This window comes from uncultured Pseudomonas sp., assembly GCF_913774235.1.
Taxonomy (GTDB): Bacteria; Pseudomonadota; Gammaproteobacteria; order Pseudomonadales; family Pseudomonadaceae; genus Chryseomonas.
Genome location: NZ_CAJYDW010000013.1, coordinates 103,961 through 130,601, shown reverse-complemented (window position 1 = coordinate 130,601; position 26,641 = coordinate 103,961). Strand labels below are relative to the sequence as shown.

19 protein-coding genes are annotated in these 26,641 nt (G+C 64.7%); 18 read left to right on the top strand and 1 reads right to left on the bottom strand.

Annotation, left to right across the window (positions count from 1 at the left end; all coding sequences use genetic code 11):
• The first annotated feature begins 35 nt into the window (after positions 1-35).
• Positions 36-1,238: a glycosyltransferase family 4 protein gene (locus tag QZ471_RS14500; protein ID WP_295464930.1), complete on the top strand. Its 1,203-nt coding sequence runs from the start codon at positions 36-38 to the stop codon at positions 1,236-1,238.
• 3 nt (positions 1,239-1,241) lie between these two features.
• On the opposite strand, the gene QZ471_RS14495 is transcribed toward QZ471_RS14500, so the two are convergent.
• The gene (locus QZ471_RS14495) at positions 1,242-2,105 is read right to left on the bottom strand and encodes an oxaloacetate decarboxylase (RefSeq protein ID WP_295464929.1); all 864 of its coding nucleotides are present in this window, start codon (positions 2,103-2,105) and stop codon (positions 1,242-1,244) included.
• Positions 2,106-2,331: 226 nt separating this feature from the next.
• Between QZ471_RS14495 and QZ471_RS14490 the strand changes: the two genes are divergently transcribed.
• From QZ471_RS14490 to pelF, 17 genes are all read left to right on the top strand, one after another.
• Positions 2,332-3,540, top strand: coding sequence for a methyltransferase (locus tag QZ471_RS14490; RefSeq protein WP_295464927.1), 1,209 nt, complete (start codon positions 2,332-2,334; stop codon positions 3,538-3,540).
• A 137-nt stretch (positions 3,541-3,677) separates the two neighbouring features.
• The gene (locus tag QZ471_RS14485) at positions 3,678-3,890 is read left to right on the top strand and encodes a hypothetical protein (protein ID WP_295464925.1); all 213 of its coding nucleotides are present in this window, start codon (positions 3,678-3,680) and stop codon (positions 3,888-3,890) included.
• A 469-nt stretch (positions 3,891-4,359) separates the two neighbouring features.
• Positions 4,360-5,769 carry an undecaprenyl-phosphate glucose phosphotransferase gene (locus QZ471_RS14480; protein WP_295464923.1) on the top strand — a complete coding sequence of 470 codons (1,410 nt, stop codon included), beginning with the start codon at positions 4,360-4,362 and terminating at the stop codon, positions 5,767-5,769.
• Positions 5,770-5,929: 160 nt separating this feature from the next.
• Complete coding sequence (locus tag QZ471_RS14475; protein ID WP_059230464.1) at positions 5,930-6,367, top strand: low molecular weight protein-tyrosine-phosphatase; 438 nt, start codon at positions 5,930-5,932, stop codon at positions 6,365-6,367.
• Between the two features lie 15 nt (positions 6,368-6,382).
• On the top strand, positions 6,383-8,596 hold the full coding sequence (locus tag QZ471_RS14470; protein WP_295464921.1) for a polysaccharide biosynthesis tyrosine autokinase: 2,214 nt from the start codon (positions 6,383-6,385) through the stop codon (positions 8,594-8,596).
• Positions 8,597-8,799: 203 nt separating this feature from the next.
• On the top strand, positions 8,800-9,675 hold the full coding sequence (locus QZ471_RS14465; protein WP_295464919.1) for a glycosyltransferase family 2 protein: 876 nt from the start codon (positions 8,800-8,802) through the stop codon (positions 9,673-9,675).
• Complete coding sequence (locus tag QZ471_RS14460) at positions 9,668-10,408, top strand: WecB/TagA/CpsF family glycosyltransferase (protein ID WP_295464916.1); 741 nt, start codon at positions 9,668-9,670, stop codon at positions 10,406-10,408. Before QZ471_RS14465 ends, QZ471_RS14460 begins: the two co-directional genes overlap by 8 nt.
• An 81-nt stretch (positions 10,409-10,489) precedes the next feature.
• Positions 10,490-11,767, top strand: a complete 1,278-nt coding sequence (locus tag QZ471_RS14455; protein WP_295464914.1) for a hypothetical protein — start codon at positions 10,490-10,492, stop codon at positions 11,765-11,767.
• A 69-nt stretch (positions 11,768-11,836) separates the two neighbouring features.
• Positions 11,837-13,108 carry a flippase gene (locus tag QZ471_RS14450; RefSeq protein WP_295464912.1) on the top strand — a complete coding sequence of 424 codons (1,272 nt, stop codon included), beginning with the start codon at positions 11,837-11,839 and terminating at the stop codon, positions 13,106-13,108.
• A 27-nt stretch (positions 13,109-13,135) separates the two neighbouring features.
• The gene (locus QZ471_RS14445; RefSeq protein WP_295464910.1) at positions 13,136-14,170 is read left to right on the top strand and encodes a glycoside hydrolase family 5 protein; all 1,035 of its coding nucleotides are present in this window, start codon (positions 13,136-13,138) and stop codon (positions 14,168-14,170) included.
• A gap of 282 nt (positions 14,171-14,452) precedes the next feature.
• Positions 14,453-15,565 carry a polysaccharide biosynthesis/export family protein gene (locus QZ471_RS14440; protein ID WP_295464908.1) on the top strand — a complete coding sequence of 371 codons (1,113 nt, stop codon included), beginning with the start codon at positions 14,453-14,455 and terminating at the stop codon, positions 15,563-15,565.
• 376 nt (positions 15,566-15,941) lie between these two features.
• A complete protein-coding gene (locus tag QZ471_RS14435; protein WP_295465009.1) occupies positions 15,942-18,665 on the top strand; it encodes a bifunctional glycoside hydrolase 114/ polysaccharide deacetylase family protein in 2,724 nt (907 codons plus the stop codon).
• Positions 18,646-22,242 carry a tetratricopeptide repeat protein gene (locus tag QZ471_RS14430; RefSeq protein WP_295464906.1) on the top strand — a complete coding sequence of 1,199 codons (3,597 nt, stop codon included), beginning with the start codon at positions 18,646-18,648 and terminating at the stop codon, positions 22,240-22,242. Before QZ471_RS14435 ends, QZ471_RS14430 begins: the two co-directional genes overlap by 20 nt.
• Positions 22,243-22,264: 22 nt before the next feature.
• On the top strand, positions 22,265-22,780 hold the full coding sequence (locus tag QZ471_RS14425) for a penicillin-binding protein activator LpoB (RefSeq protein WP_295464904.1): 516 nt from the start codon (positions 22,265-22,267) through the stop codon (positions 22,778-22,780).
• Positions 22,780-24,153 carry a PelD GGDEF domain-containing protein gene (locus QZ471_RS14420; protein ID WP_295464902.1) on the top strand — a complete coding sequence of 458 codons (1,374 nt, stop codon included), beginning with the start codon at positions 22,780-22,782 and terminating at the stop codon, positions 24,151-24,153. The genes QZ471_RS14425 and QZ471_RS14420 overlap by 1 nt, the downstream gene beginning before the upstream one ends.
• Positions 24,131-25,120 carry a HEAT repeat domain-containing protein gene (locus QZ471_RS14415; RefSeq protein WP_295464900.1) on the top strand — a complete coding sequence of 330 codons (990 nt, stop codon included), beginning with the start codon at positions 24,131-24,133 and terminating at the stop codon, positions 25,118-25,120. The genes QZ471_RS14420 and QZ471_RS14415 overlap by 23 nt, the downstream gene beginning before the upstream one ends.
• Positions 25,117-26,640: a GT4 family glycosyltransferase PelF gene (pelF, locus tag QZ471_RS14410; RefSeq protein WP_295464898.1), complete on the top strand. Its 1,524-nt coding sequence runs from the start codon at positions 25,117-25,119 to the stop codon at positions 26,638-26,640. Before QZ471_RS14415 ends, pelF begins: the two co-directional genes overlap by 4 nt.
• The last annotated feature ends 1 nt before the right edge of the window (position 26,641 follow it).

Genomic DNA, 26,641 nt, shown 5'->3' with positions numbered 1-26,641 from the left:
GCACCTGATTTCATTTCTCGATTAAGGAAGACGACATGAAAATCGCCATCGTTCACGACTGGTTGGTAACCTTCGCTGGCGCCGAACGCGTGCTCGCTGAACTCCTGGATATCTGGCCGGAGGCCGACCTGTTCAGCGTCATCGACTTCCTTTCGGATGAAGACCGCGCCCAGCTCAAGGGCAAGCAGGCGACCACCACCTTCATCCAGCGGCTGCCCCAGGCCAGGAAGCGCTACCAGACCTACCTGCCGCTCATGCCCCACGCCATCGAGCAGCTCGACCTGTCGGGCTATGACCTGATCATCTCCAGCAGCCACGCGGTGGCCAAGGGCGTGCTCACCGGCCCCGACCAGTTGCACATCAGCTACGTCCATTCGCCGATTCGCTACGCCTGGGACCTCCAGCACCAGTACCTCAAGGAGGCCAATCTCAACCGCGGTCTCAAGGGCAAACTGGCACGCATCATCCTGCACTACGTACGCATCTGGGATCAGCGCACCGCCGCCGGTGTGGATGCCTTCGTCGCCAACTCCCACTTCATCGCCCGGCGGATCAGCAAGGCCTATCGCCGCGACGCCAAGGTCATCTATCCCCCGGTCGACATCAGCCGCTTCACCCCCAGCGGCGACAAGGAAGACTTCTATCTCACCGCTTCGCGCATGGTGCCCTACAAGCGCATGCCGATGATCGTCGAGGCCTTCAGCGCCATGCCCGACAAGAAGCTGGTGGTGATCGGCGCCGGACCGGAGTTCGAGAAAGCCAGGGAAGTCGCCGGCCCCAACGTCACGCTGCTCGGCTACCAGGATTTCGAGGTCCTGCTCGACCACATGCGCCGGGCGCGGGCCTTCGTCTTCGCTGCCGAGGAAGACTTCGGCATCACCCCCATCGAAGCCCAGGCCTGCGGTACGCCGGTCATCGCCTTCGGCCGTGGCGGCGTCCTGGAAACCGTACGGGGACTGGATGCGCAACACCCCACCGGGGTGTTCTATGCCGAACAGACCCTGCACTCGCTTTGCGCGGCAGTGCACCAGTTCGAGGCACTGGAAACCCCTATCAGTCAGCAGGCTTGCAGACACAACGCCGAACGCTTCGCCATCAAGCGCTTCCGCCAGGAAATGCGCTCTTTCGTCGAGGCCCGCGTGGCGGCCCTGCACCTGCCCACCGATATCGATCTCGATACTGTCGTCACGCCCTTTCCCAGCAAGGGCATGCAGCCGAGTTCGTTGAATACCGCCTGAGCGCTATTCCTTCACGTCCATGAATTCCTGCGCCCAGACGCGATATTCCCGCAGCGTCGAGTACTTGGTGGACAGCTCGGAGGCGGACAGATCCGACGCGGTGATGTGCCGCTGCTCGCGCAGGCAGTCGTAGGTCGCCTTGATCGCCGCGAAGTAGGCGGCATGCCCATTCACCACCACCCGCACCCCGGCCTTGGCCAGGCGCGCGTTGTCACGCAGTTGGGGATTGCCGTAGGTCACCAGCATCACCGGCACGCTCAGGTGCTGGGTGATCTCTTCCAGATGGTCGAAATCGCGGATGCCGACCATGCAGATGCCGTCCGCACCGGCCGCCTCGTAGGCCTTGGTCCGGGCGATCACCTCTTCGGTGCTCAGCTCGGTGGCATTGGTCCGGGCGAAGATGCTCATGGCCTCGTCGATGCGGGCCTCCAGGGCACCCTTGATCTTGCCGATGCCTTCCTCGACGCTCACCAGATCGGTGGACTTGCGCCCATAACCGGCGGGCAGCACGGTGTCCTCGATGGTCAGGGCCGCGACCCCGGAACGCTCCAACTCGGTGATGGTACGCATCACATTGAGGGCGTTGCCGTAGCCATGGTCGGCATCGGCGATGATCGGCAGGCGCGCGACGCGCCCGATGCGGGTGGCCTGCTCGACGAACTCGCTCAGGGTGATCAGCGCGAAGTCCGGTGCCGCGAGCACCTGCAGGGAAGCCACCGAGCCGCCCAGGATGCCCATCTCGAAGCCGAGATCGTTGGCGATGCGCGCCGACATGGGATCGAATACCGAAGCCGTGTGATAGCAGCTTTCCGATTTAAGCAAGGCTCTGAACGCTAAGCGCAGCTTATGCGGTGAGGTTGGCTTCATGACAATTTCCTTCAGGACTGAACCGGATGGCCAATGTTAGCGCGGCAAGTAGTGGTCACACGATCAGAAGTCTGGCTTTCAGATAAATCGATTCATCCAGCGGACCCCCGGTCAGGCAAAAGATCGGCACCAGGAGCCCAGCGCCGACGGAAAATTCGATATCCGTGACGCGCCAGGGCAGAGACAATAGCGGACCGCCGCATCAGCCGTCACCGCCTGCCCCAACATGCACGCCACCGCCTTCGCCACCCGTTTCCACGCCCTGGATGCCTTCCTCACCGAATACCAGGACCTCTGGCGCCCACGCCCCTTCGTGGCGCTGCAGCTACCCTGGGAAGCGGATCACCCGGCGCTGGCCGCCTGGCTGCGCGCCCGCAGCCTCACGGCTGCCGAGGCCGTCCACAACGCCCCCCATACCCTCGCCGGGCCGGAGCCCTTCGCGACCCTGGCGCGCCGTTCCGCAGACCTGAGCCAGATCGGCGAATGCCCGGACGTCCCTCAGGACCACCCGCCCCGGCGCCAGGATGTCGATATCCCGGGGCGCAAGTGGCAGCAGATCGATGCCTTCGGGCGCAAGCTGGCCTTCACCCGCCCCGTGCAGCGCTGGGTCGACTGGTGCGCGGGCAAGGGCCACCTGGCCCGGCAGTTGGCCAGCGCGGAGCGGCCGGCCCTGTGCCTGGAGTGGGATGCGGCGCTGGTAGAGGTAGGCGAGCAGCTCAGCCGGCGCGCCGGGCTACCGGTGCAGCATCGGCAAGTCGACGTGCTCCAGCCCATAGCCGCCGCCACCCTTGGTGGCCAGGACACGCCAGTCGCTCTGCATGCCTGCGGCGACCTGCACACCCAACTGCTGCGGGTGACGGTGGCGAATGGCTGCCAGCAACTCGCCCTGGCGCCCTGCTGCTACGACCGCATCGCCGAGCCGATCTACCGGCCGCTGTCGAAGGCCGCCGCCGGTACTGCACTGCGCCTGGAGCGGGAAGACCTGCGCCTGGCCCTGTGCGAGACCGTCACCGGTGGCCAGCGCGTACGTCGCGACCGCGATCTGTCGATGGCCCGGCGACTGGGCTTCGACCTGCTGCAGCGCGAACTCAGCGGACACGATGTCTACCTCAATACCCCACCGCTACCCAGCCACTGGCTGCGCCAACCCTTCGCCGCCTTCGGTACGGAACTGGCCCGCCGCAAGGGCGTGACACTCCCGTCGGGGATCGACTGGCCGCTGTGGGAGCGCCGAGGCTTCCAACGCCTCGCGGAAGTTCGTAACCTCGAACTGGTAAGGGGCCTGTTCCGCCGTCCGCTGGAACTCTGGCTGGTACTGGACCAGGCGCTGTTCCTGCAGGAGCGGGGTTATCGGGTGCAGCTGGGGACCTTCTGCCCGTCCAGCCTGACACCGCGAAATCTGCTGCTGACGGCGGAAAAGCCTGCCCCGAATTAGTGCCACAGCCGCTCTACCCTGCACGTTTGTCGGATTTTGGGCGACGAAAGGAAAAAAATACCTTTTGGTGATGGACTTCTCACAAAGTCTGCACAATAGTTAGGTTGCAATCTCGCAAAACAGCAGGAATAACAAAAATGCGCTACTACCTGCCCGTTTGGACCGGCGTCGCCGGTTGCCTCGCCTTCGCCCAAGCCCAGCTGCCCTGGCTTGCGGTCGCGTCCCTCCTCGTCAGCTGGTCTTTCTTGCTGTTCTCACCGGACAATTCGAGAAATTCGGCCTGGCACTCCAAGCTCTCCACCCTCTACGTCGATCCCCGTTTCAACTTCCAGTCCCATCATCGTCACTGAGTCGATGCCTAGGCCAGGGACTGGCCTGTAACCGCCTCAGCGCGCTGGGCTGTCTCATCGTTTAGTGATGCACTGCACAAATCCCGCATCCCGTCTGCAGCGCCGACGGAACGTTCGCGCGCGCTAAGTCGTCCCGACCTGCCACTCATCCGGCGCAGATGCCGTGGAAGTGTGCCGCCCGCCCGCTCGGACTGTGACGCACTCCGCCCTTCTCAGCTCTAGCCTCCCCTCCTTCGTCCGCATGGCGTGCTAATTGCCCCGATTTGGGCCAGCTCGACAGCGTCTGCGCGTCTTTCTACCGTGTGAACCTCTTAATCAGTGCCGAGTCCTAACGTCGCTACAGCCATCATGGCCCTTAGCGATCGGCAGTCCGCCGCCGATCCCAGAGCGCCATAGTGAACATTCAGACGCTGGTAGCTGCTCGCCCAGTTGAAAGTTCGTGCATCGGTACACGCACAAGGATGGAACCATGAATTTGAAAGAACGCGGCATTTTGCATACGAACTCCTCGGCAATCTCGCTCGCGCACCGCCTGCTCGATCTCGCCGTGATCACCTTGAGCGCCTACGTGGCCGGCACCTGGGCGTCGGCGACCGGCATGCGCCCCGAGCACTGGGTCGTCATCTTCCTGTCCTTGTTGATCTTCCACTTCGTCACCGAGCTGAACCACGTCTACGGTTCCTGGCGCGGCGAACGAATCACCGACGAACTGCTCAAGATCGCCACCTATTGGGTGCTGACCTTCGCCACCGTGTTCATGGTCGACTACTTCTTCTTCGACCAGTCCTATCTCTCGCCCGGCGTGATGCAGATCTGGCTCGGCCTGACCCTGGGTACGCTGTGCGGTTACCGCATCCTGTTGCGCTCGGTCATGCACTCGCTGCGCAAGGCCGGCATCAATACCCGTAACGTGGCCATCGCCGGCAACGGCATGGTCGCCCAGCGCCTGGCGCACACCATCAGCACCGCGCCCTGGATGGGCCTGCGCATCGCCGGCTTCTACAGCGATAGCCAGGACACCGGCGAAGAAGGCGTGGCCAGCCCCACCCTGAATGGCGACCTCGAGCGCCTGATGCAGGACGTGCGCTCCGGCCAAGTGGACAAGGTCTATATCACCCTGGGCATGGCCGACCAGAGCAAGATCAACTGGCTGGTGCAGGAGCTGAGCGACACCACTGCCTCGGTCTACATCATCCCGGACATCTTCATGTTCCACCTGCTGCACGCCCGCAGCGAAAGCCTCGATGGCCTGCCCAGCATCAGCATCTTCGATACCCCGATGGATGGCGCCAGCCATATCGTCAAGCGCATCGAGGACATCGTGCTGTCCTCCATCATCCTGGCCATGATCTCCCTGCCCATGCTGGCCATCGCCATCGGCATCAAGATCACCTCGCCTGGCCCGGTCTTCTTCAAGCAGAAGCGCTACGGCATGGACGGCAAGCCGATCGAGGTATGGAAATTCCGCAGCATGAAGGTCATGGAAAACGGGGCCAAGGTCACGCAGGCGACCAAGAACGACTCGCGCATCACCCCCTTCGGTGCATTTTTACGACGCACTTCTCTGGATGAATTGCCTCAATTCATTAATGTACTCCGCGGCGAAATGTCCATCGTCGGTCCCCGCCCCCACGCCGTCGCTCACAACGAGCAGTACCGCAAGCTGGTGCAGGGCTACATGCTCCGCCACAAGATGAAGCCCGGCATCACCGGTTGGGCTCAGGTCAATGGCTGGCGCGGCGAAACCGACACCCTGGACAAGATGCAGAAGCGGGTCGAGTTCGATCTGGACTATATCCACCACTGGTCCTTCTGGTGGGACGTCAAGATCATCTTCCTCACCCTGTTCAAAGGCTTCATCAATAAGAACGCATACTGAGATCGGCCGGGTTTAATCGACCCGCCCCTCAGGACGACGATCTGGAGCCTGGACTCCTGACTTTAATGACATCGGCAGGAAGCAAAGCCTGAGGGACAGGCTTTGCTTGAATATCTGCCGCCACGACCTGTTGTCCGGACGACAGGAAAGGTTTCGAAGAATGATCAAGTCGATATTGGTTGTATGCGAAGGGAACATATGCCGCAGCCCGGTCGCAGAAGCGCTACTGGCCAAGGCCTTGGAAGGCCGTGACGTGGAAGTCGGCTCCGCCGGTATCCGCGCGCTGGTCGGCCACGGCATCGAGAAGACTGCACAGGAGGTACTGCGAGAGAACGGTATCGAATTCACGACCCACCAAGCCCGCCAGGCGGACGCAGAGATGCTGCGCAAGGCGGATTTGATTTTGACCATGGAAGAGTTTCACTCACGCTCCGTCGAAAGTATTGCCCCGGAAGTTAGGGGTAAGGTTTTTCTGATCGGGAAATGGTTGAGCAATCAAGAAGTACCAGACCCTTATCGCCTTTCTAAAGAGATGTTCCAGAATGTACACATACTTTTGACGCGCTGTGTAAACAGTTGGCTTCCATACATCAAATAGGGAAGAAGGAATTTCATGACCACGATGCCTCGCTTTACTCCCGAACTTAAGAACGAGTCGGACATCAACTTCTCCGCACTCTTCGGCATGCTCATCGATTACAAATGGCAACTGCTGTCGGTAATCGGCATCTTCGCGGCCCTGGGTATCGGCTATGCCGTGCTGGCCACGCCGATGTACTCGTCCAACGCCATGATCCAGATCGAAATGGAAAAGAAGGGCGTGACCCGCCTGACCGACCAGACCTCCGGCATGCCGCCGCCCATGCCCGAAGCCGTGACCGAGATCGAGCTGCTGAAGTCGCGCTCGGTGATCGGCAAGGCCATCGAGAACCTCAAGCTGGATATCGAGGTCAAGCCGCGCTATTTCCCCCTCATCGGCAACTTCGTCGCCCGTCGTTTCGAACCGCAGAACGACACCGACGTCGCCTCGCCCCTGCTGGGCCTGAACAGCTTCGCCTGGGGCGGCGAGAAACTGGTCATCGACCAGTTGGAAGTGCCTGACAGCAACCTCGACAAGCCGATGAAGCTGAAGGTCGAGGACAACCAGAACTTCACCGTCTTCAACGCCGATGACGAAGTGGTGCTGCACGGTGGCCTCGGCCAGCCGGTGAGCAATGCCGGTTACCAGATCAAGGTGACCACGCTGCAGGCTCGCCCGGGCACCGAATTCACCATCATGAAGAAGCGCTTCTCCAAGACCATTCAGGAGTACCAGGGCCGCATCGTCGCCGGTGAGCGCGGCAAGATGTCGGGCATCATCGGTGTCGGTCTGCAGGACCCCGATCCGCTGAAGGCCCAGGCCATCGTGCAGGAAGTGGCGGACATCTACGTTCAGCAGAACATCGACCGCAACGCCGCCGAGTCCACCCAGAGCCTGGAATTCCTCCGCGCCCAGATCCCGGTGGTCAAGGCTGACCTGGAGAAAGCCCAGTCCGCGCTGAACTACTACCAGACCAACAAGAAGTCGGTGGACATCGACAGCGAGACCAAGGGCGTCCTGGAACAGACCGTGGCTCTGGACAACCAGATCTCCGAGCTGAACCTCAAGCGCACCGAGATGGACCGCAAGTTCACCCGTCAGCACCCGGCCTACCAGGCGCTGATGAGCCAGCTGGGCCAGCTGCAGGCCGAGCGCGCCAAGCTGCAGAAGCGCGTCGAAGTGCTGCCGGAAACCCAACAGGAACTGCTGCGCCTGAACCGCGACATCGAAGTGACCGGCCAGACCTATGCGCTGATGCTGAACAAGGCCCAGGAGCTGGAAGTCATCCGCGCCGGTACCGTGGGTAGCGTCCGCATCATCGACAACGCCAACGCCAACGTCGACGATCCGTCCGCACCGAACAAGCCGCTGATCATCGCCGTCGCCATCATCCTCGGCGGCATCGTCGGCCTGGCCATCGTCTATACCCGCCACACCCTGCGTCGCGGTGTCGAGACCCCGGAAGCCATCGAACAGATCGGCCTGCCGGTCTACGCCTCGATCCCCTACAGCAAGAACCAGGCGGACACCACCAAGGTGCTGGGTACCAAGCAGCCGGGCCAATCCTCGCTGACTGCCATCACCCACCCCACCGACCTGAGCACCGAGGCGCTGCGCAGCCTGCGTACCAGCCTGCACTTCGCGATGATCGAGGCGAAGAACAACATCCTGATGATCTCCGGTCCGAGCCCGGGCGTCGGCAAGTCCTTCGTGTCCTCGAACCTCGCCGCGGTGATCGCCGAATCCGGCCAGCGCGTACTGCTGATCGACGGTGACATGCGCAAGGGCTATCTGCACAAGCTGATGAACACCAAGCAGCAGGACGGCCTGTCCGATCTGCTCAGCGGTCGCATCGCGCTGAACGACGCCATCAAGAAGACCGAAGTCGGCAGCCTGGATTTCGTCTCCTGCGGCCAGTTCCCGCCGAATCCGTCGGAACTGCTGATGAGCCTGAGATTCACCACCGTGCTGAAGAAGTTCAGCGAGCTGTACGACATCGTGATCATTGATACCCCGCCGATCCTGGCGGTGACCGAGGCCGGCATCATCGGCAGCCACGCCGGTACCAGCCTGATCGTCGCCCGCTTCGGCGTGAACAGTGTCAAGGAGCTGGAAGCGACCAAGCGCCGCTTCGACCTCAACGGCATTCCGCTCAAAGGCGTGATCTTCAACGCCGTGGAGCGCAAGGCCAGCAACTACGGCTCCTACGGCAACTACCACTACTCCTACGAGCAGGGTAAGAGCTGAGGAACCACCCGGCTGGACGGTGTCAGCGCCGTCCAGTCCATCCCTTCAGGGATCGCGGCTGTATTCGTGCACGCGTATCGAACGACAAGAAACTACCTCACACAGCGACTTCGAAGGGTTCTACCTGGGACCCGGCCACGCTTGGCAGCCTTGCATCTCGACGCTGTACCGGATTGATGATTCTGAAGAATAGGAACACGCCAATGAACGTAGTCATGGTGCTCAACTACAAGGCACCCAACGAAACCATCAGTTGCGTGGAGAGCATCCTCAAGCAGTGTCCATCCATCGACCACGCGGTCGTGGTGGACAACGACTCCCAGGATGGCTCCATCGATGTCCTGCAGCGCTGGCAAGCCGACAACGGTCTGAGCCAGGTCACCGTCCTCGCCAGCCCGCGCAACGATGGCTATGCCGGTGGCAACAACTACGGCATGCGTTGGGCGCTGGACAACCTCCCGGTCAAGCATTTCTGGGTCGTCAACAACGATGCCTACGTCAAGAACGATGCCTTCGCCCCGCTGTTGGCGGAGCTGGAGCGGGCGCCCAAGACCATCGTCGGCTCGGTGATCCTCAGCTCCCAGACCGGGCGCCTGGAATGCTATGGCGGCGGCATCCTCTATCCGCTGCTGGGCAAGTCCAAGCTGCTCGGCAAGGACATCGACGTGGCCGACATCGCCAAGTTGGAACGCGAGCCCGACTACATCATGGGCTGCAGCATGGCGTTCTGTGCCAGCCTGCTCACCGAGATCGGCTTCATGGACGAAGCCTACTTCATGTACTCCGAAGAGGTGGACTGGCAGTACCAGGCCAAGCGCAAGGGCGTCGCCCTCAAGGTGCTACGGGAGAGCCAGCTCTATCACTATGGTTCCATGAGCTCGGGCGGACGCAGCGCCTTCTATCACTACTTCCGCAATCGCGCCGCGACCCGCTTCAATCGGAAATTCCACGGCACCCCCTACGCACTGGTTTCCGCCGTGCTGCTGTCGGGCATCACCGTGCTCAAGGAATTCAAGAATCCGAAACTGGCCTGGTCCGGTGTCAAGGGCGCCTTCAAGGGAGCGACGATGCATGTCTGACCTACGCACCCAAGCCTTCGGGATCGATTTTTTCACCGGGACCAAGGAAGACCTGCTCAACGCCATCGACCAGGACATCCACCGGCCGTACAGCTACATCGTCACGCCGAACATCGACCATGTCGTGCAGTTGCAGAGCAACGCGGACATGCGTGAGTCCTACCGGCGTGCCGGCAAGCGCATCTGCGACAGCCGCATCCTGCTGCCCATCCTCAGATCGCTGGGCGTCGCGGTACCCGAGGTCATCACCGGTAGCGACCTGACCCTGAGCATCCTGCGCAAGGCCAACGACCAACGGCTGTCGGTGGTGCTGATCGGCGCCAGCGAAACCGACGTGGGCAAGCTGCGGCGGATGTACCCGCACATGCAGCTGGCGCACTACAATCCGCCGATGGGCTTCATCAACGATCCGGTGGAGACGCAGAAATGCGTCGACTTCGTGATGCAGAATCCCTCGGAGTTCATCCTCTACGCCGTGGGTGCGCCGCGGCAGGAGAAGCTGGCGCGGCAGATCGACAGCAGCCAGCGCACCGGCGTGGGCCTGTGCATCGGGGCATCCATCCTGTTCGCCGTGGGCACCGTCAAGCGGGCCCCCCAGTGGATGCAGAAGGCGAAGCTGGAGTGGCTGCACCGGATGTGCTCGGAGCCCAAGCGACTGGCCAAGCGTTACGTCCACGACGCCCTGAGCATCCTGCCCATCTATCTCAAGGAACGCAGCAGTAGACGTACCTGAGGTGCTGCCCTGCAGCACGCCAAGCAAGGAAGATGACCACCGGACGCCTCGTCCGGTGGTCCCGTCTGGATGGGTAGAGCCATGAGCATTCTTAGTAAAAGTACCGTTTCCTTCGTTCTCTTGATCCCGTTGCTGATCCTGCATCTGGACGTGTTCGGCGAAAGCCCGCACAACCCGGTCGGCATCCTCTATCTGAACGAGTTGTATCTGGCCATCTGCATGGCCTTCACCTTCTTCTACCTGCTGACCAGCATCGGTACCCAGCAGCGCGAATTCAAGATCCTGATGACCTACGCCGTCTACTCGTCGGTGGTGTTCATCGGGCTGCCGGCGATCTTCTCCTTCCTCTTCTATGGCCAGCCGATCTTCTACGGCCTGATCGAAGAGCGCCGCATTCTGTTCGCCTTCGGTTTCGCCACCCTGATGTTCCTCGGCCGCAACATGAGCGCCTCCCAGTTCGAGAAGGCCCTGCTCATCACCGCCCTGGTAGCGGCGACCCTGGCCTGGATGTTCAAGTTCGGCGTCCTGCCGGATCTGCGCGACAAGCAGTCCTCCTTCGACCGCCCGGATCGTTCCTCCATCGGTGCGCCGGCGCTGTGTCTGGCCTATTTCTACTGCATCCAGACCTGGAACAAGGGCATCTCGCCCATCGACGGCTCGGCGCGCAGCAAGACCGTCCACATCGTGCTGGCCATGGTGTTCCTGCTGACGCTGGTGTTCGCCACCCAGACCCGCCAGTTGATCGTGCTGGCGCTGGTGTTCACCGTGTTCTGCCTGAAGAGCAAGTCGATCGTCTGGATCTGCGTATCCGCGCTGCTGCTGTCGCCCTTCTTCATCTTCCCGGACCTGATGAAGGTGCTGGGTCTGAATCTGGACTTCTATGCCCAGTCGGTGCAGGACGGCCCCACCGACGGCGTGCGTGAGCAGACCATCGGCTACATCTTCTCGCACCTGAGCCAGAACCACTGGCTGCCCAGCGGCTCGCTGTCGCTGATGTGGAACAACGGCTTCATCCCCTACTTCGGCGAGTACTTCTTCCTTTCCGACGTGGGTGTGTTCGGTACGCTGTTCCGCTTCGGCTTCCTGGCCTTCATCATCATTCCGGTGTCGCTGTTCCTCTACTATCGCTGGGCGAAGATGCTGCACCGCGATACCGGTTTCGTGGTGACCGCCACCCTGGCGCAACTGGTGATCTGGCCGCTGGCCGGTTTCTTCGAGTACCTCCAGGCCACCATCTGCTACCTGCTGGTGATCCAGGCCATGCGCTCGCTGCACCACTACAGCTCCGCTCCGGTCCAGGAGACCTACGTCAGCAGTCCCTATCCGCGTCCGAGCAGCTCTCTGGCTCGCCCGGCCTGATCCCTCGCGCGCTCCGGCACGCGTCAAGTGACGCGTGCCGGAGCGCCCTCAGGAGTCTTCACCACCACGATGTCGATGATCAAAAACAGCACCTGGAACATCCTGGGTGTCGTCATTCCCAGTGCCATCGCGCTGCCCACCATGGGCGTGCTGTCGCGGCTGCTCGGCGTCGAGCAGTTCGGCCTCTTTACCCTGGCCTTCGCCATCGTCGGCTATGCCACGCTGTTCGATGCCGGCCTGTCGCGCGCGGTGATCCGCGCCGTGGCCATGCACCATGGTGACAAGGCGCTCAACCGTCTGGTCATGGGCACCGCCACCGGCGCAGTGATCGGCCTCAGCGTGCTGGCCACCCTGCTGCTCTGGTTCGGTGCGGGCAAGGTGGTGAGTCTGCTGCACGTCTCGCCCGAACATTTCGACAACGCCGTGGCCGGCTTCCGCTGGCTGAGCCTGTGCGTGCCACCCTTCCTGCTGGCGACGGTCTGGTTCGCCTATCTGGAAGGCAACGAGCGTTTCGGCGAATTCAACATCCTGCGTACCTTCTCCAACAGCCTGCTGGCCATCGCGCCACTGATCGCCGTGCTGATCGAGCCGAGCTTTTCCGCCACGGTGATCGGCCTGGTGCTGGCGCGGGTCGTATCCATGGCGTTGGCCTATTGGCCGCTGTACAAGGACTTCCCCGAGGGCATCCGTACCTTCAAGGTCGCGGTGTTCAAGGAGCTGCTCCGCTTCGGCAGCTGGATGACGGTGAGCAACATCATCAGCCCGCTGATGGTCTATTTCGACCGTTTCGTGCTGTCGCACATGGTCGGTGCCCAGCGCGTGTCCTTCTATACCGCGCCGGCCGAGGCGGTCTCGCGGATGCTGATCATCCCCAACGCGGTAGCGCGAGTGGTGTTCCCGCTGCTGAGCAAGAGCGGCGCCGATGCGGCGCGCCAGGCCAACAAGGCCTTCTGGGGCCTGTTGCTGATCAGCCTGGCGATGGTGCTGCCGATCCTGATCCTGGCGCCCTGGATCATGACCGTGTGGATGGGCCCGGAATACGGTGGCGATGCCGCGCAGATCCTGCGCATCCTGGTGGTCGGCTTCATCTTCAACGCCCTGGCGCAGATTCCCTTCGCCAAGATCCAGGCCCGCGGGCATTCGCGGACCACGGCGATGATCCACCTGGCCGAGCTGCTGCCCTACCTCGGCCTGCTAGTGATCTGCATCCAGCATTTCTCCATCATGGGTGCGGCCATCGCCTGGACGATCCGCGTCACCGTGGACTATCTGGCGCTGGAATTCTTCGCCCGCCGCACCGCGCCCCTGGTGCAGACCCCGGTTTATCAACAGAGCCCTTGAATGGTAGAGGTGCTGTCCGTGTCACGAGTGAAACGTCGTATCGGTTGTGGCCTGCTGGCCACCGCATTACTTTCCGCGGCGCTTTATGGAAAGGCTCAGGCAGAGCAGAAGCCCCCCCGGGTGGATCTCATCGGTATCAATATGTCGGCAGCCGGCTTCGGCGGCCAGGTGCTGCCAGGGGTGGAAGGGACCAACTACTTCTATCCCACCGAGGACTACTTCCGGCGCTACGCGGCCAAGGGCATTCGCTTCATCCGCTTCCCCTTCCTCTGGGAGCGGGTACAGCCGCAACTCGGCGGCGAGTTGGACCAGGACCAGATCGCCCTGCTCACCCGCACCCTGGACTTCGCCCAGAAGTACCAGATGCGGGTGATCCTGGACCTGCACAACTACGCCCGCTATCGCGGCCAGCTGATCGGCTCGCCGCAGGTTCCCTACGCCAGCTACGCCGATGTCTGGAAACGCCTGGCGACCACCTTCCAGAAGCATCCGGCGCTGTACGGCTACGACATCATGAACGAGCCCCACGACACCCAGGGACTCTGGCCCCAGGCCGCGCAGACGGCGGTGGACAGCATCCGCACCGTGGACCGGCAGACACCGATCTTCGTCGAGGGCGACGGCTGGGCCGCGGCCCATCGCTGGCCCCAGGTCAACGGCAACCTGTTGATCAAGGATCCGGCGGACAACCTGATCTACGAGGCCCATATCTATTTCGACGAAGACTCCAGCGGCAACTACGCCACTGGCCTGCGAGGCGCGCACGCCATGATCGGCGTGGAGCGCGTGCGGCCCTTCGTCGAATGGCTGAAGGCGCACAATTTGCGCGGCTACCTTGGCGAATATGGGATACCTGCACACCCGCAGTGGCTGGAAGCCATGGACAATCTGCTGACCTACCTGGGCGAGCAGTGCATTCCCAGCAGCTACTGGGCCGCCGGCCCCGGCTGGGGCGACTACCCGTTGGCCATCGAGCCGAAGAACGGCGCCGAGAAGCCGCAGGTGGCCCTGCTGGAAAAACACCTGCAGCAGCACGAATGCACCGCCATAGGCCCGCTTTAAGGAGATATGACAGTTTTCGAACGGCATCACCTTTTTCGGTGCCAGGCGCGCTGAACTCGATGGCTAAGGGCCAGTCTCAGACCAGCAGACTCAAGAGCTCGTACAACTACATCAGAGGCCTCGAGTCATTTCGCGTCCAAGACATGCTCGCCGCATGGAACCCGGCCCCTTATCAGGGCCGTCCCGTCTTGCGAAGGAACCCCATGAACAACCGGCTCGTTGCATCTGCCTACCGTTTTATTCCTCTTGCTCACACTCAATCAGCAATCAAGGACGAATGACATGAAAACCAAACTTACCGCTCTGGCCTTGCTGTCTGGCATCGTCCTTCAGGGTTGCGCCTATTCCCCAGGTCAGTACCTGGATCAGGATGATCTGAAGAGCGATCCCAGCATCCAGGGCACCAAGGTCCAGTTGATCCCGATCACCAGCTCGTTGCTGATGAACCAGGACGCCGCCTCCCTCTCCAAGGCGCCCGACCTCAAGCCTTTGCTGGACTACAAGCCCCAGGCCTACCGCGTCGGTGCCAGCGACCTGCTCTACATCACCGTCTGGGATCACCCGGAACTGACCGCTCCGTCCGGCGCCCAGCAGCAGCTGGAAGCCAACGGCCGCCTGGTGCGTCCGGATGGCACCCTGTTCTACCCCTACGTCGGCACCGTGCGCGCCGCCGGCAAGACCCTGGAAGAGATCCGTACCGACATCTCCCGTCGTCTGGCCACCTTCATCGACAATCCCCAGGTCGACGTCAGCGTGCTGAAGTTCGGCAGCCAGAAGGTCACCATCTCCGGCGCCGTGAACAAGGGCGACGCCATCCCGCTGACCACCAAGCCCATCACCCTGGTGGAAGCCCTGGGCCAGGTCGGCGTGGCCAACACCGGCGGTGCCGACCTGACCGGCGTGACCCTGGTACGCGACGGCAAGGAATACCGCCTGGACACCGACAGCCTGAACCGCAAGGACTCCAAGCTGTACGGCATCTACCTGAAGGACGGTGACAGCATCCACCTGCCCTACAACGACGCCCGCAAGGTCTATGTGGTCGGTGAAGTCCGCTCGCCCGCCGCGGTCAGCTACAAGATCACCAACCTGAACCTGATGGAGGCCCTGAGCCAGGCCGGTGGCATCCAGCAGGAAACCGCCAACGCCGACGCCGTCTACGTCATCCGCGGTCCGGAAGACCTGAAGGCACCGGGCGCCACTGCCCAGGTCTTCCACCTGGCAGCGAAGAACCCCACCGCCTACGTGCTGGCGCAGAACTTCCACCTGCAACCGCAGGACGTGGTGTTCGTCGGCCCGGCCGGCATCACCCGCTGGAACCGCTTCGTCAGCCAGCTCCTGGGCTCCACCAACATCCTCTCCACCAGCGCCAACCTGAACAGCAGCTTCAAGTAACAGCGCTCGCTTGCCGTCATGCCGGTCACGACCGTGCATGACGGCCATTCCTCTGACTTACCCCTCCCCGTCCTCCCGTCGCTCTCGTGTCGCTCTCGCGACCGCGGCCTCCCCGCCCGCCCCCTGAAAGCCGCCAGCCAGACGACTTCTCCGGCAGACCACTGCTCGTTTCGATAACCTATTGATCCCCTTATTGTTGCCGCTCAGCTTGACGCCGACAGTTTTTCGTCACGTTTTTGCGTAATGTAGCTAACCTGATACCAAGGCTGGTTACGGGTAAGGACAGGGTGTGGCGTCAGGTAAGGCAACAAGAACGAACGTCCGCCCCGGTTGGTGGCACAAGCTGACGGTCTGGCTGGTGGGCTATCTGTCCTTCATGGGCACCGCCTTGGCCGCTCCCGCCAGCGTCGCCTTCTGGTACGCCGAAAAGCCGCCCATCGCCGAACTCGCCCAGTTCGACTGGGTGGTCCTCGAACCCGGACATGCCGATTCCGCCGCCGTGCGCAGCCTGCGTCAGGCCGGCGCCGAACCCTTCGCCTACCTGTCTATCGGCGAATTCGCCGGCGATGCTGCCGCCTTGGCGCAGGCCGGCCTGAGCGCCGGCGCCAGTCCGGTGGCCAACAAGGCCTGGGGCAGCCAGGTAATGGACCTGGCGTCGCCGGTGTGGCGCGAGCATCTGCTCAGGCGTGCCGCCGAGCTGGCCAAGGCCGGCTACACCGGCCTCTTCCTCGATACCCTCGACAGCTTCCAGCTGGTAGCTCAGGACCAACGCGAGACCCAGCGCCTGGCGCTGAAGAGCCTGCTCGCCGAACTGCATCGCCGTCAGCCGTCGCTCAAGCTGTTCTTCAACCGCGGCTTCGAGGTGCAGCCGGAGCTGCCCGGCGTGGCCGCGGCCATGGCGGTGGAATCCCTCTATGCCGGCTGGGATGCCGGCAAGAAGAGCTACCGACCGGTCAGCGAGCAGGATCGCGAATGGCTCAAGCCGCGCATTGACGCCGCCCGGAGCGCCGGCCTCCCGGTGATCGCCATCGAATACCTGCCGCCGGAACGGCGGGAAGAGGCCGAGCGACTGGCCAAGCGACTGCGTGACGAGGGCTATGTGCCCTATATCACCACGCCGGACCTCAACACCCTGGGCATCAGTTCGGTACAGCTGCAGCCGCGGCGGCTGGCCCTGCTCTACGACGGCCGCGAAGGTGCCCTGCGCCAGTCGGCGGTGCACCGTTTCCTGGGCAGCGTGCTGGAATACCAGGGCTATCGCCTGGATTACTTCGATGCGTCCAAACCCCTGCCCGACGCCTGGCCCAGCGCGCTCTATGCCGGCGTGGTGCTGTGGATGACCAGCGGGCCGCCGCCCAACGCGCGCAGCTTCAGTGACTGGATCGGCCAACGCCTGGACGAAAAAATGCCGCTGTTGATCCTCGGCGGGCTGCCGCTGGACAACCAGGCCCTGCTCAAGCGGTTGGGTCTCAGCGTCAGCCGCAAGCCGCTGCCGGAGAATTTGACCTTCAAGGTGCTCGACCCGAGCCTGACCGGCAACTTCGAGGCGCCGGCCAAGCTGCGTACCCGTGGCATGCCCGCCGTGCAGGTCCTCCCGGACGGCCCGACGCCGGTGGTGTCCCTCGCCAGCCAAGGCGAAAACTATGTGCCCGTCGGGGTGGCCAACTGGGGTGGCTTCGCCTTCAGTCCGCACCTGATGGAGGAGGGTCCCGAAGCCAATCGCTGGATCATCGACCCCTTCGCCTTCACCACCCGCACCCTGCACCTGCCCCCGCTGCCAGTGCCCGATCCAACCACCGAGAACGGTCGGCGCATCGCCACGGTGCACATCGATGGCGATGCCTTCGTCTCCAAGGCCGAGGTGCCTGGGGCCCCCTACGCCGGCCAGATGGTGCTGGAGCACTTCATCCAGCCGCATCCCTTCCTGACCTCGGCCTCGATCATCGAAGGCGAGGTCGGTCCCAAGGGTCGCTATCCCGAACTCACCGCCCAGCTCGAACCCATAGCCCGCCGCCTGTTCGCCGATCCCAAGGTGGAGGTCGCCACCCATACCTTCAGCCATCCCTTCTTCTGGCAGCCGGCGGTGTCCGAACAGAGCGAGAACTTCGAAGCCCAGTACGGCTACATGATGCAGATCCCCGGCTACGACAAGGTGGACTTCACCCGGGAGGTCGTGGGCTCGACGCGCTACATCAACGAGCGGCTGACCACCCCGCAGAAACCGGTGAAGCTGATCTTCTGGTCCGGCGATGCCCAGCCCGATGCCGCCACCCTCAAGCTCGCCTACGACAATGGCCTGTTGAACGTGAATGGGGGCAACTCCCACATCACCCGCTCGCAGCCCTCGGTGAGTGGCCTCTATCCCTTCATCCGGCCGACCCCGGGCGGTCTGCAGTACTACGCGCCCATCATCAACGAGAACGTCTACACCAATCTCTGGCGCGGGCCCTACTACGGCTTCCGCGACCTGCTCTATACCTTCGAGCGCACCGAGCATCCGCGGCGGCTGCGCGGCCTGCATCTCTACTATCACTTCTACTCCGCCACCAAGCAGGCCTCACTCAAGACCATGGACGAGATCTACCAGAGCATGGCCGCGGAGCGGCCGCTGTCGCTGTGGATGAGCGACTACCTGGCGCGCCTGCAAGGTTTCTATACCGCCAGCCTGGCCCAGCGCGCGGACGGCAGCTGGACGATCAAGGCCCTCGATGGCCTGCGCACCCTGCGCCTGGACCCACGCCTGGGCTGGCCGGACCTGCAGCGCTCCCAGGGTATCGCCGGCGTGCGCGACCTGCCTCAGGGCCGCTACGTCCACCTGGCCGGCGATCAGGCCCGGCTGGTGCTGCGCGACAGCCGCGACACCACGCCCGCCCTCGAAGAAGCCAACATTCCGCTGCAGCAGTGGGAGTACCTCTCGCCGACGCGCATCCGCTTCGCCTTCGCCGGCCAGTTTCCCCTGGAGATGACCGTCCGGGCAACCTCGGCCTGCGAGGTTCGGGTCGGCCGCGAACGCTACAGGGGTCAGCCGGGAACGGCCGGACTCTGGACGTTCAAACTTCCGCTGACACGGGTGAGTGACGGTGAGATCGTCTGCGGCTAAGAAAACCCGTCTGCTGAGTGGCTGGACCCTGTTGTGGATCACGCTCAGCACCGCCCTGGTGCTGGTGCTGACCTTCCACGGCAAGGACGTCTTCATGCCTGGCGAAGAGCCGGCCGACCAGGTCTCCATCAGCTATGCCCAGGTGCTGCTCAAGGCGACGCCCGAGGACACGGCGCTGCGCATGAAGCTGATCGACCAGCTGATCGCTCTCGGCCGGGTCGACGAGGCGCGGCACCAGTTGGAGCTGCTGCCACGCTCCCTGGCGTCGACGCCCTTCTATACCCTGGAACTGGACATCCTGCAGGCGGAAGCCCGCCCAGCGGGTCTGGCCGACGCCGATCGCGAACGCCTGGCGCAGCGCCTGAGTGCCCTGGACGTGGCGAGCCTGAGCACGCCCCAGCTACAGCGGGTGGCCGAACGTGCCCTGCAGCTGGGCGATCCAGGCACCGCCGCCCAGCGTTACGTCGAGCTGGCCCGGCGCGATCCGCCGCGGCGCCGGCAGTGGCTGGAACAGGCGGCGCGTTGGAGCCTGGCCGGCGGGAGGCAGCAGGACGCCGCGCGTCTCTATCTGCGCCTGGCCGACCTCAGCGGTTCGGCCGAGCAGCGTCAGGGTTACCGGCACCAGGCCTTCGACGCCTGGCTGGCCGCCGGCAAGGGTGACGAAGCCGCCGCCCTGCTGGAGCAGGAACTGCCGCGCCTGCAACCCGACGCCGGTGGCCTGGCCTGGTTGCAGGCCGGGGTCGCCGCGGCCCAGGGCAGCGGCCGCCTGGACCTGGCACAACGGCTCATCGAGCAATGGCGCGCCTGGCGCCCGGACGACCCGGCCGCATTGGAAGCCGCCTATCGCCTGGCCCTGGCCCGGGGCGATACCCAGAGCGCCTGGAGCGAAGGCCAGCTATTGCTGGCGCTGCGGCCGGACGACGAGGAATTGCTGGCGCAGATGGCCCAGTTGGGCGAATGGACCGAGCACATGGACGAGGCGCTCGACCTCTGGCTGCGCCTGCTCGCCCGCCACGACGATCCCGCCCGCCGCGACCATGCGTGGAAGCTGGCCGCCCGCGCGTTCCGTTTCGATGCCGTGGTGGCGTTGCTGGGCGATGCCTCCCAGCAGCGCCAGCTGGACAAGACCGAACTGGACTCCCTGGTGTTCGCCTACGAATCCCTCGGCGATCCCGAGGCCGAGGAGCGTTGGTTGCGCGGCTATCTCAAGCGCCAGCCGAAGCAGCGCCTGGCCTGGGAGCGCCTGCAACAATTGCTTGGCCGGACCGAACAGGGCGAGGCCGCGGCTGCGCAGTGGGCCGCGTTCAGCAAGCGCTTCCCCTTGAGCACCGAGGAATACCTGGCCTGGGTACAGGCCCTGCTGCAGATCTTCAAGCCGGAAGAGGCCTGGGCCCTGCTCGAACGCATGCCGGCCAAACAGCGACAAGGCGACGACTATTGGCGGCTGCGCGCGGATCTGGCCTGGGAGTTGGAGCGCGATGGCGAAGCGCAACAGGCGCTCGAACGCCTGGCGGCAGGCAGCAAGGGGCTGAGCGGCACGGACGAGGATCGGCTGCTGCAACTCTACCAACGCACGGCACCGCAGAAAGCCCTCGCCCTGCTGGAAAAGAGTTGGGAAAGGCGCAAGGACCAGAATCTGCTGACCCAGGCCCTGCAATGGGCCGAGCAGCTCAAGGACAGTGCGGCCCTGGAACGCCTGCTGGCCAGTGCCAACCGCGAACCGGCCTCGGCCAACAATCCCGCGGTCTGGCTGGCACGCGCGGGCCTCGACTTTCAACGAGGGCGCATTGCCCAAGCCGAAGCCGGCTATCGGCAGGCCCTCGAACGCTTCCCGGACGACGACAGATTCCGCGAGCGGCTGCTGTGGTTGCTCATCGACCAGAATCGCCAGGTCGAACTGGCCGCCCTGCTGCGCGACTGGAAAGGCCGCGCGCGGGACAGTGAGGTGCTCTGGCTGCCCTTCGGCGGTGGCCTGGTGCTGCTGGGCCAGGCGGAGGAAGCCCTTGGCTGGTATCGCCGCTATCTGGACGCCCATGCCCAGGACTGGCTGATTCAGGCCGCCTATGCCGACGCCCTGGACGCCGCCGGTCACCAGGATGCCGCGCTGCGCCTGCGCAAGGTGGTCACGCCGCACCTGGCAGGCGACGAGTTGCCGGCTACCCCCGAACGCTACGCCACCTACCTGCGCCTGCTGAGCAGTCTGCGCGGTCCCCAGGCGGCGCTGGCCCAGGCCCGCGCCTGGCAGGACGGCTCGCCGAGCATGCTGCAGCTGTGGTTCGACCAGTGGCTCGACGCCCTCAGCCAGAACAACGACGACGGCCTCAAGGGCGAGTGGCTGGCCTGGGCCAAGAGTCGTGGCCTGAAGATTCGCCAGTACGAGCAGTTGCAGGAGGTCCTGCGCCGGCAGAATCGCGGCGAACTGGAGAAGCTGCTGGCAGCGGGCGACCTGGACCCGGCGCAACGGGTCGAGGTGCTGCAGCGCCTCGGCCACGCCGGCGATGCCCAGGCGGCGGCCCTGACGGCGGCCGGTGACGAACCACCGGAGGTCATCCAGCGGCAGTTGCTGCGCCAGGCCACCGAGCAGGCCGAACGCACCCCAAATGGGGTCCAGGCAGGCTGGGAAAGACGCGACTATGGCGGGCTGGTCGAACAGGGCACCGAGGTCCGCGCGGCGCGGCGACTCAGCGACGACGTCTACGCCGACGTCCAGCTCAAGCAGAATCGCGTGGAGAGCAACGGCCTCAAGTCCGATGCCCTGGGCAACGAACACCAGATGCTGCTCAAGGTGCTGAAGAATCTGGCCGACGGCGGTCTGGAAACCACCGTCGACGCCAGCCAGCGCTCGGACAGCAATCGCCTGGGCCTGGGCGTCGCCCGCACCTGGCGCCTCGATGGCAACACCGAGATCGAGGCGGCGCTGGACTGGCATCGGCAACCGGACGAGAGCGGCTACCTGCGCGCCCTGGGGCGGCGCGACAGCGCGAGCCTGGCCGGTCGCCACAATATCACCCCGCGGGACCAGTTGAGCTGGCGCGTCGCCCACAACCGCTATTCCAGTCGCGATGGCGACGACCTGGGTAGCGGCTTCGCCTTCAACCTGGAATTGAGCCATATGATCTTCTTCGAAGGTCCGACCTGGCAGGTGCGCAGCGGCGTGACCTACCAGCAGAACCAAGCGCGCAGCACCCTGCCCGACAGCGTCACCCGCTACCTGCAGCCCCTGGTCGGTAGTGGCGAGAACGGCGAGATCACCGCCGCGGACCTGCAAGCCCTGGGCGGTACCCAGCTGCTGCAGGATCGCTACGGCCAGCTCTACGTCGGCAGCAGCTGGCGCCGCGGCATTCCCGGTTCGCTCAACCGCACCCATCCCCAATACACCTGGCTGGTGGATACCCTGGTCGGCTGGCAGTGGACCGAGCGCGAATTCAACTACGGTTTGAATGTCGGCCTGGGCATGGCAGTGCTCGGCGACGACGAACTGGCGTTCACCGCCGGCTACCAGTCCGCCCCCCAGGGCAGCGGCGGCCAGGCCGGCAGCACCCTGGGCATTCAGTACAGCAATCGAATCGGTCGCTAGGCCGCCTCCACGGAGAGACTTCATGAACATCACCCGCCTGCTCGCCGCCAGTGTCGCCACCGTGCTCCTGGTCGGCTGTTCGAGCTTCACCCGCCCCAGCGGCGAAGCGTTGCCCAAGGACGCGCGCTGGGGCCTGGTGCCCCTGGCCAACTACGCCCAGGCGCCCATGGCCGGCGATCGCGCGGCGCAGATCCTGGTCAGCGTGCTCGGCGAGCGTGGCATCCGTCCGCAGGTCTACGACGACAGCCAGGGCGGCAATCCCACTGACGACGAGAAGGCCCGCCAGCGCGCGGCACTGGACTGGGCGCGCCAGCAGAATCTGCAATACGTGCTCACCGGCAGCGTCGACGAGTGGCAATACAAGAACGGTCTGGACGGTGAGCCCGCCGTGGGCGTAACCCTGCAGGTGGTGGATCCCGCCAGCGGCAAGGTGCTCTGGAGCAACAGCGGCGCCCGCTCCGGCTGGTCGCGGGAGAGCCTGGCCGCCACCGCGCAGAAGGTCCTGCGTGGTACGGCCCAAGAGCTGCAGCTGCGCTGATGGCCCTGCAATCCGTCCACAAGGACTTCACCCTGGCGCCCCGCGCCAGTGGCCGCCTGTCCTGGGTGGAGACCCTGCTGGTCACGGCGGCCGCCCTGGGCCTGGGTTTTTGGCTGGTGCCGAACGATCCGCTCATGGTCGACCTGGCCTTTCCCTGGGTGGTGTTCGCACCGATCCTCATGGGCGTGCGCTATGGCTTCATGCGCGGCCTGGTGAGCGCCGCGCTGCTGGTGGCGGCGCTGCTCTATCTGCACTACCAGGGCTATCCGGCCTATGCGGAGATCCCGCCGTCCTTCATCGTCGGCGTGCTGCTGTCAGCCATGCTGGTGGGCGAATTCCGTGACATCTGGGATCGGCGCCTGGAGCGCCTGGACCTGGCCAACGACTACCGTCAGCTGCGCCTGGACGAATTCACCCGCGCCCACCACCTGCTGCGCATCTCCCACGATCGCCTGGAGCAACGTGTCGCCGGCAACGACCTCAGCCTGCGCAGCTCCTTGCTCGACCTGCGCCGCCAGCTGCGCGAGGTGCCTCGCGAGCAGGATGCCCTGCAGGCGCTGGCCGAGCCCATCGTCGGCCTGCTGACCCAATACGGCTCGCTGCGGGTAGCGGGCCTGTATCGGGTGGCGGCGGATGGCACGGTGGATCGCCGCGCCCTGGCCAGCCAGGGCGAGATGCCCGGCCTCGACCCCGACGACCTGCTGGTGCGCCTGACGCTGCAACGCGGCGAGACCCTCAGCATCCGCCAGGCCCTGCTCGAACGCGGCGAGACCCAGCATTCGGCCTTGCAGGCCTGCGTGCCGCTGCTGGATACCGAAGAGCGACTGCTGGCGATCCTCGCCATCGAGCAGATGCCCTTCTTCTCCTTCAACGAACGCACCCTCAACCTGCTGACCATCCTCGCCGGTCACATCGCCGACCTGCTGGGCAGCGACCCCCAGGCCCTGACTCTGGCCGATGACGACGCCCAGCAGTTCTCCCAGCACCTCAAGCGCTCACTGCGCGACGCCCAGCAGCACGCCCTGCCCGCCTGTCTGTTCTGCTTCGAGATGACCGAGGCCGACGGCGGCGAACGGGCCCTGGCGCTGTTGGAAGGCAGTCGCCGCGGTCTCGACCTGCAGCTGCGCCTGACCAACCAGGCCGGCCACCCCTGCCTGCTGGTCCTGCTGCCGCTGACCTCGTCCGACGGACTGGAAGGCTATCGCCGGCGCCTGCGCCAGCTGCTGGCGGAGCGCTACGGCCAGGACAGCACCCTGGAAAGCCTTGGCGTACGCAGCCACGAACACGAGCTGCTGCCCAAGACCCGCGCCCAGGAGCTGCGCGTCTTCCTGTTCAACGAGTGTGGCCTGCATGAACAGCAAGTGGCTGTTTAGCGGCGCCTTCGCCTTCGAGGCCAGCAGCTGGGCGCTGCTGTTCGCCAACCTGCCGGTGGCGGCGGCGGCCCTGGCCTTCGCCGCCGCCCATGCCGCCGGCAGCGCCCTGCTGGCGGGCGGCGCCTGGCTGCTGCTGCCGCGGCGCTATCAGCGTCCGCTACCCTGGAGTCCGCTGTTCCTCTTCGCCCTGGCCTTCTTCATCCCCCTGGTAGGTGCGGCCGGGGTGATCGCCGCGGTCTTTCCGGCGCTCTACCTGCCGCGCAAGAGACGCGAGATCGCCTGGGAGGCGCGCAGCGTGCCCAATCTGCCGTTCCGCCCCCTGGAGCGCCGCGAGGAGATGCTGTTCAGCGACGGCGGCCTGCAGGATGTGCTGCGCCACGCGCCAAGCCCGGACAAGCGCCTCACCGCTCTCTTCGCCACCCGCCGCATGCCGGGGCGCGACGCCATCCCCATTCTCAAGCTGGCCCTGCGCGATCCAGCCGACGACGTGCGGCTGCTCGCCTATTCGATGCTCGACCAGCAAGAAAGCCAGATCAACCAGCGCATCGAGACCCAGCTCGGCGAATTGGCCAGCACCCCGGCGGAGCGCCAGCCCGCACTGCACGGCACCCTGGCCCGTGGCTACTGGGAGCTGGCCTATCTGGGCCTGGCCCAGGGCAGCGTGCTGCGCCACGTGCTCGGCCAGGCCCGCGAGCACGTCGAACTGGCGCTGGCCGGCGAAGAGAACGAAGAACTGCGCATCCTCGCCGGCCGTATCGCCCTCGAACAGGGCGAACCCGAGCGGGCCCTGGAGTTCTTCCAGGCCGCCGAGGCGGCCGGGGTGCCGCCGGCCCAACTGGCGCCCTTCCGCGCCGAGATCGCCTTCCTGCGGCGTGACTACGCGCTCATCCCGGCGCTGCTCGACAGCCTGCCGGCGGATCTGAAGAAGCGGCCGCCGTTCGCCGCCCTGGTGAAGTACTGGTTATGAAAGACGCCCCTGCCGCCACCGTCACCCCCGATGTCTGCCTGCTGCTGGAAGGCACCTGGCCCTATGTGCGCGGTGGGGTGTCGAGTTGGGTCAACCAGCTCATCCTCGGTCTGCCGGAGCTGACCTTCTCGGTGTTCTTCATCGGCGGCCAGCGCGAGAACTACGAGAAGCGCCACTACGCCATCCCGCCCAACGTGGTGCACATCGAGGAACACTTCCTGGCCGGCTCCTGGGTGCCCAAGGCGGCGCCCAAGAACCCAAGAAGGCAGGCGCCGGTGCAGTTGCTGCGTGACCTGCATGCCTTCCTGCACCACCCCGACGAGCCCAGCGCCGCCCAGGGCGACGCCCTGGTGGACGCCTTCGCCCAAGGCACCGTGACCCTCGAAGACTTCATGTACAGCCGCGCCAGCTGGGAGGCCATCACCGACGGCTATGAGCGCTACTGCACCGATCCCTCCTTCGTCGACTATCTCTGGACCCTGCGCGCCATGCAGGCACCGCTACTGATGCTGGCCGAAGCCGCGCGCCGACTGCCGCGGCCGCGGATGATCCACTCCATCTCCACCGGCTACGCCGGCATGCTCGGTGCCATCCTGCAGCGCCGCTGGGGCTGTAATTTCCTGCTCAGTGAGCACGGCATCTACACCAAGGAGCGCAAGATCGACCTGGCCCAGGCCAAGTGGATCGCCGAGGGGCCGGACGAGGCGCTGCGCACCGGGCTGGATGTGGATGTCAGCTATATCCGTCGGCTATGGATTCGCTTCTTCGAGCGCATCGGCCTGCTCACCTACAAGGCGGCCGATCCGATCATCTCGCTCTACGACGGCAACCGCCGCCGGCAGATCCAGGACGGCGCCGATCCGGCGCGCTGTCGGGTGATCCCCAACGGCATCAGCCTCACCCAGTGGCAGGACGCCCTGGAGCGGCGCCCGGAAGGGGTGCCGCCGGTGGTCGGGCTGCTCGGCCGGGTGGTGCCGATCAAGGACGTCAAGACCTTCATCCGCGCCATGCGCGGGGTGATCAGCGCCATGCCCGAAGCCGAGGCCTGGGTGGTCGGCCCGGAAGACGAAGACGAGGAATACGCCGCCGAATGCCACAGCCTGGTCACCAGCCTGGGCCTGGAGGGCAAGGTGAAATTCCTCGGCTTCCAGAAGATCGGCGACATCCTGCCCAAGCTCGGCCTCATGGTGCTGACCTCCATCAGCGAGGCCCAGCCACTGGTGATCCTCGAAGGCTGGGCCGCCGGGGTGCCGGTGGTGAGCAGCGACGTGGGCTCCTGCCGCGAACTCATCGAAGGTTCGATCCCCGAGGATCGCGCCCTAGGCACCGGCGGTAGCGTGGTGGCCATCGCCGATCCCCAGGCCACCGCCCGCGCCATCCTCGCCCTGCTGCGCAATCCCGGGCGCTGGCAGGCCGCCCAGCGCACGGGCCTGGCCCGGGTCAATCGCTACTACACCGAGCCGCTGATGCTGGAACGCTATCGCGAGCTCTACCAGGACGCCATCGGGAGGGTCGTCTGAC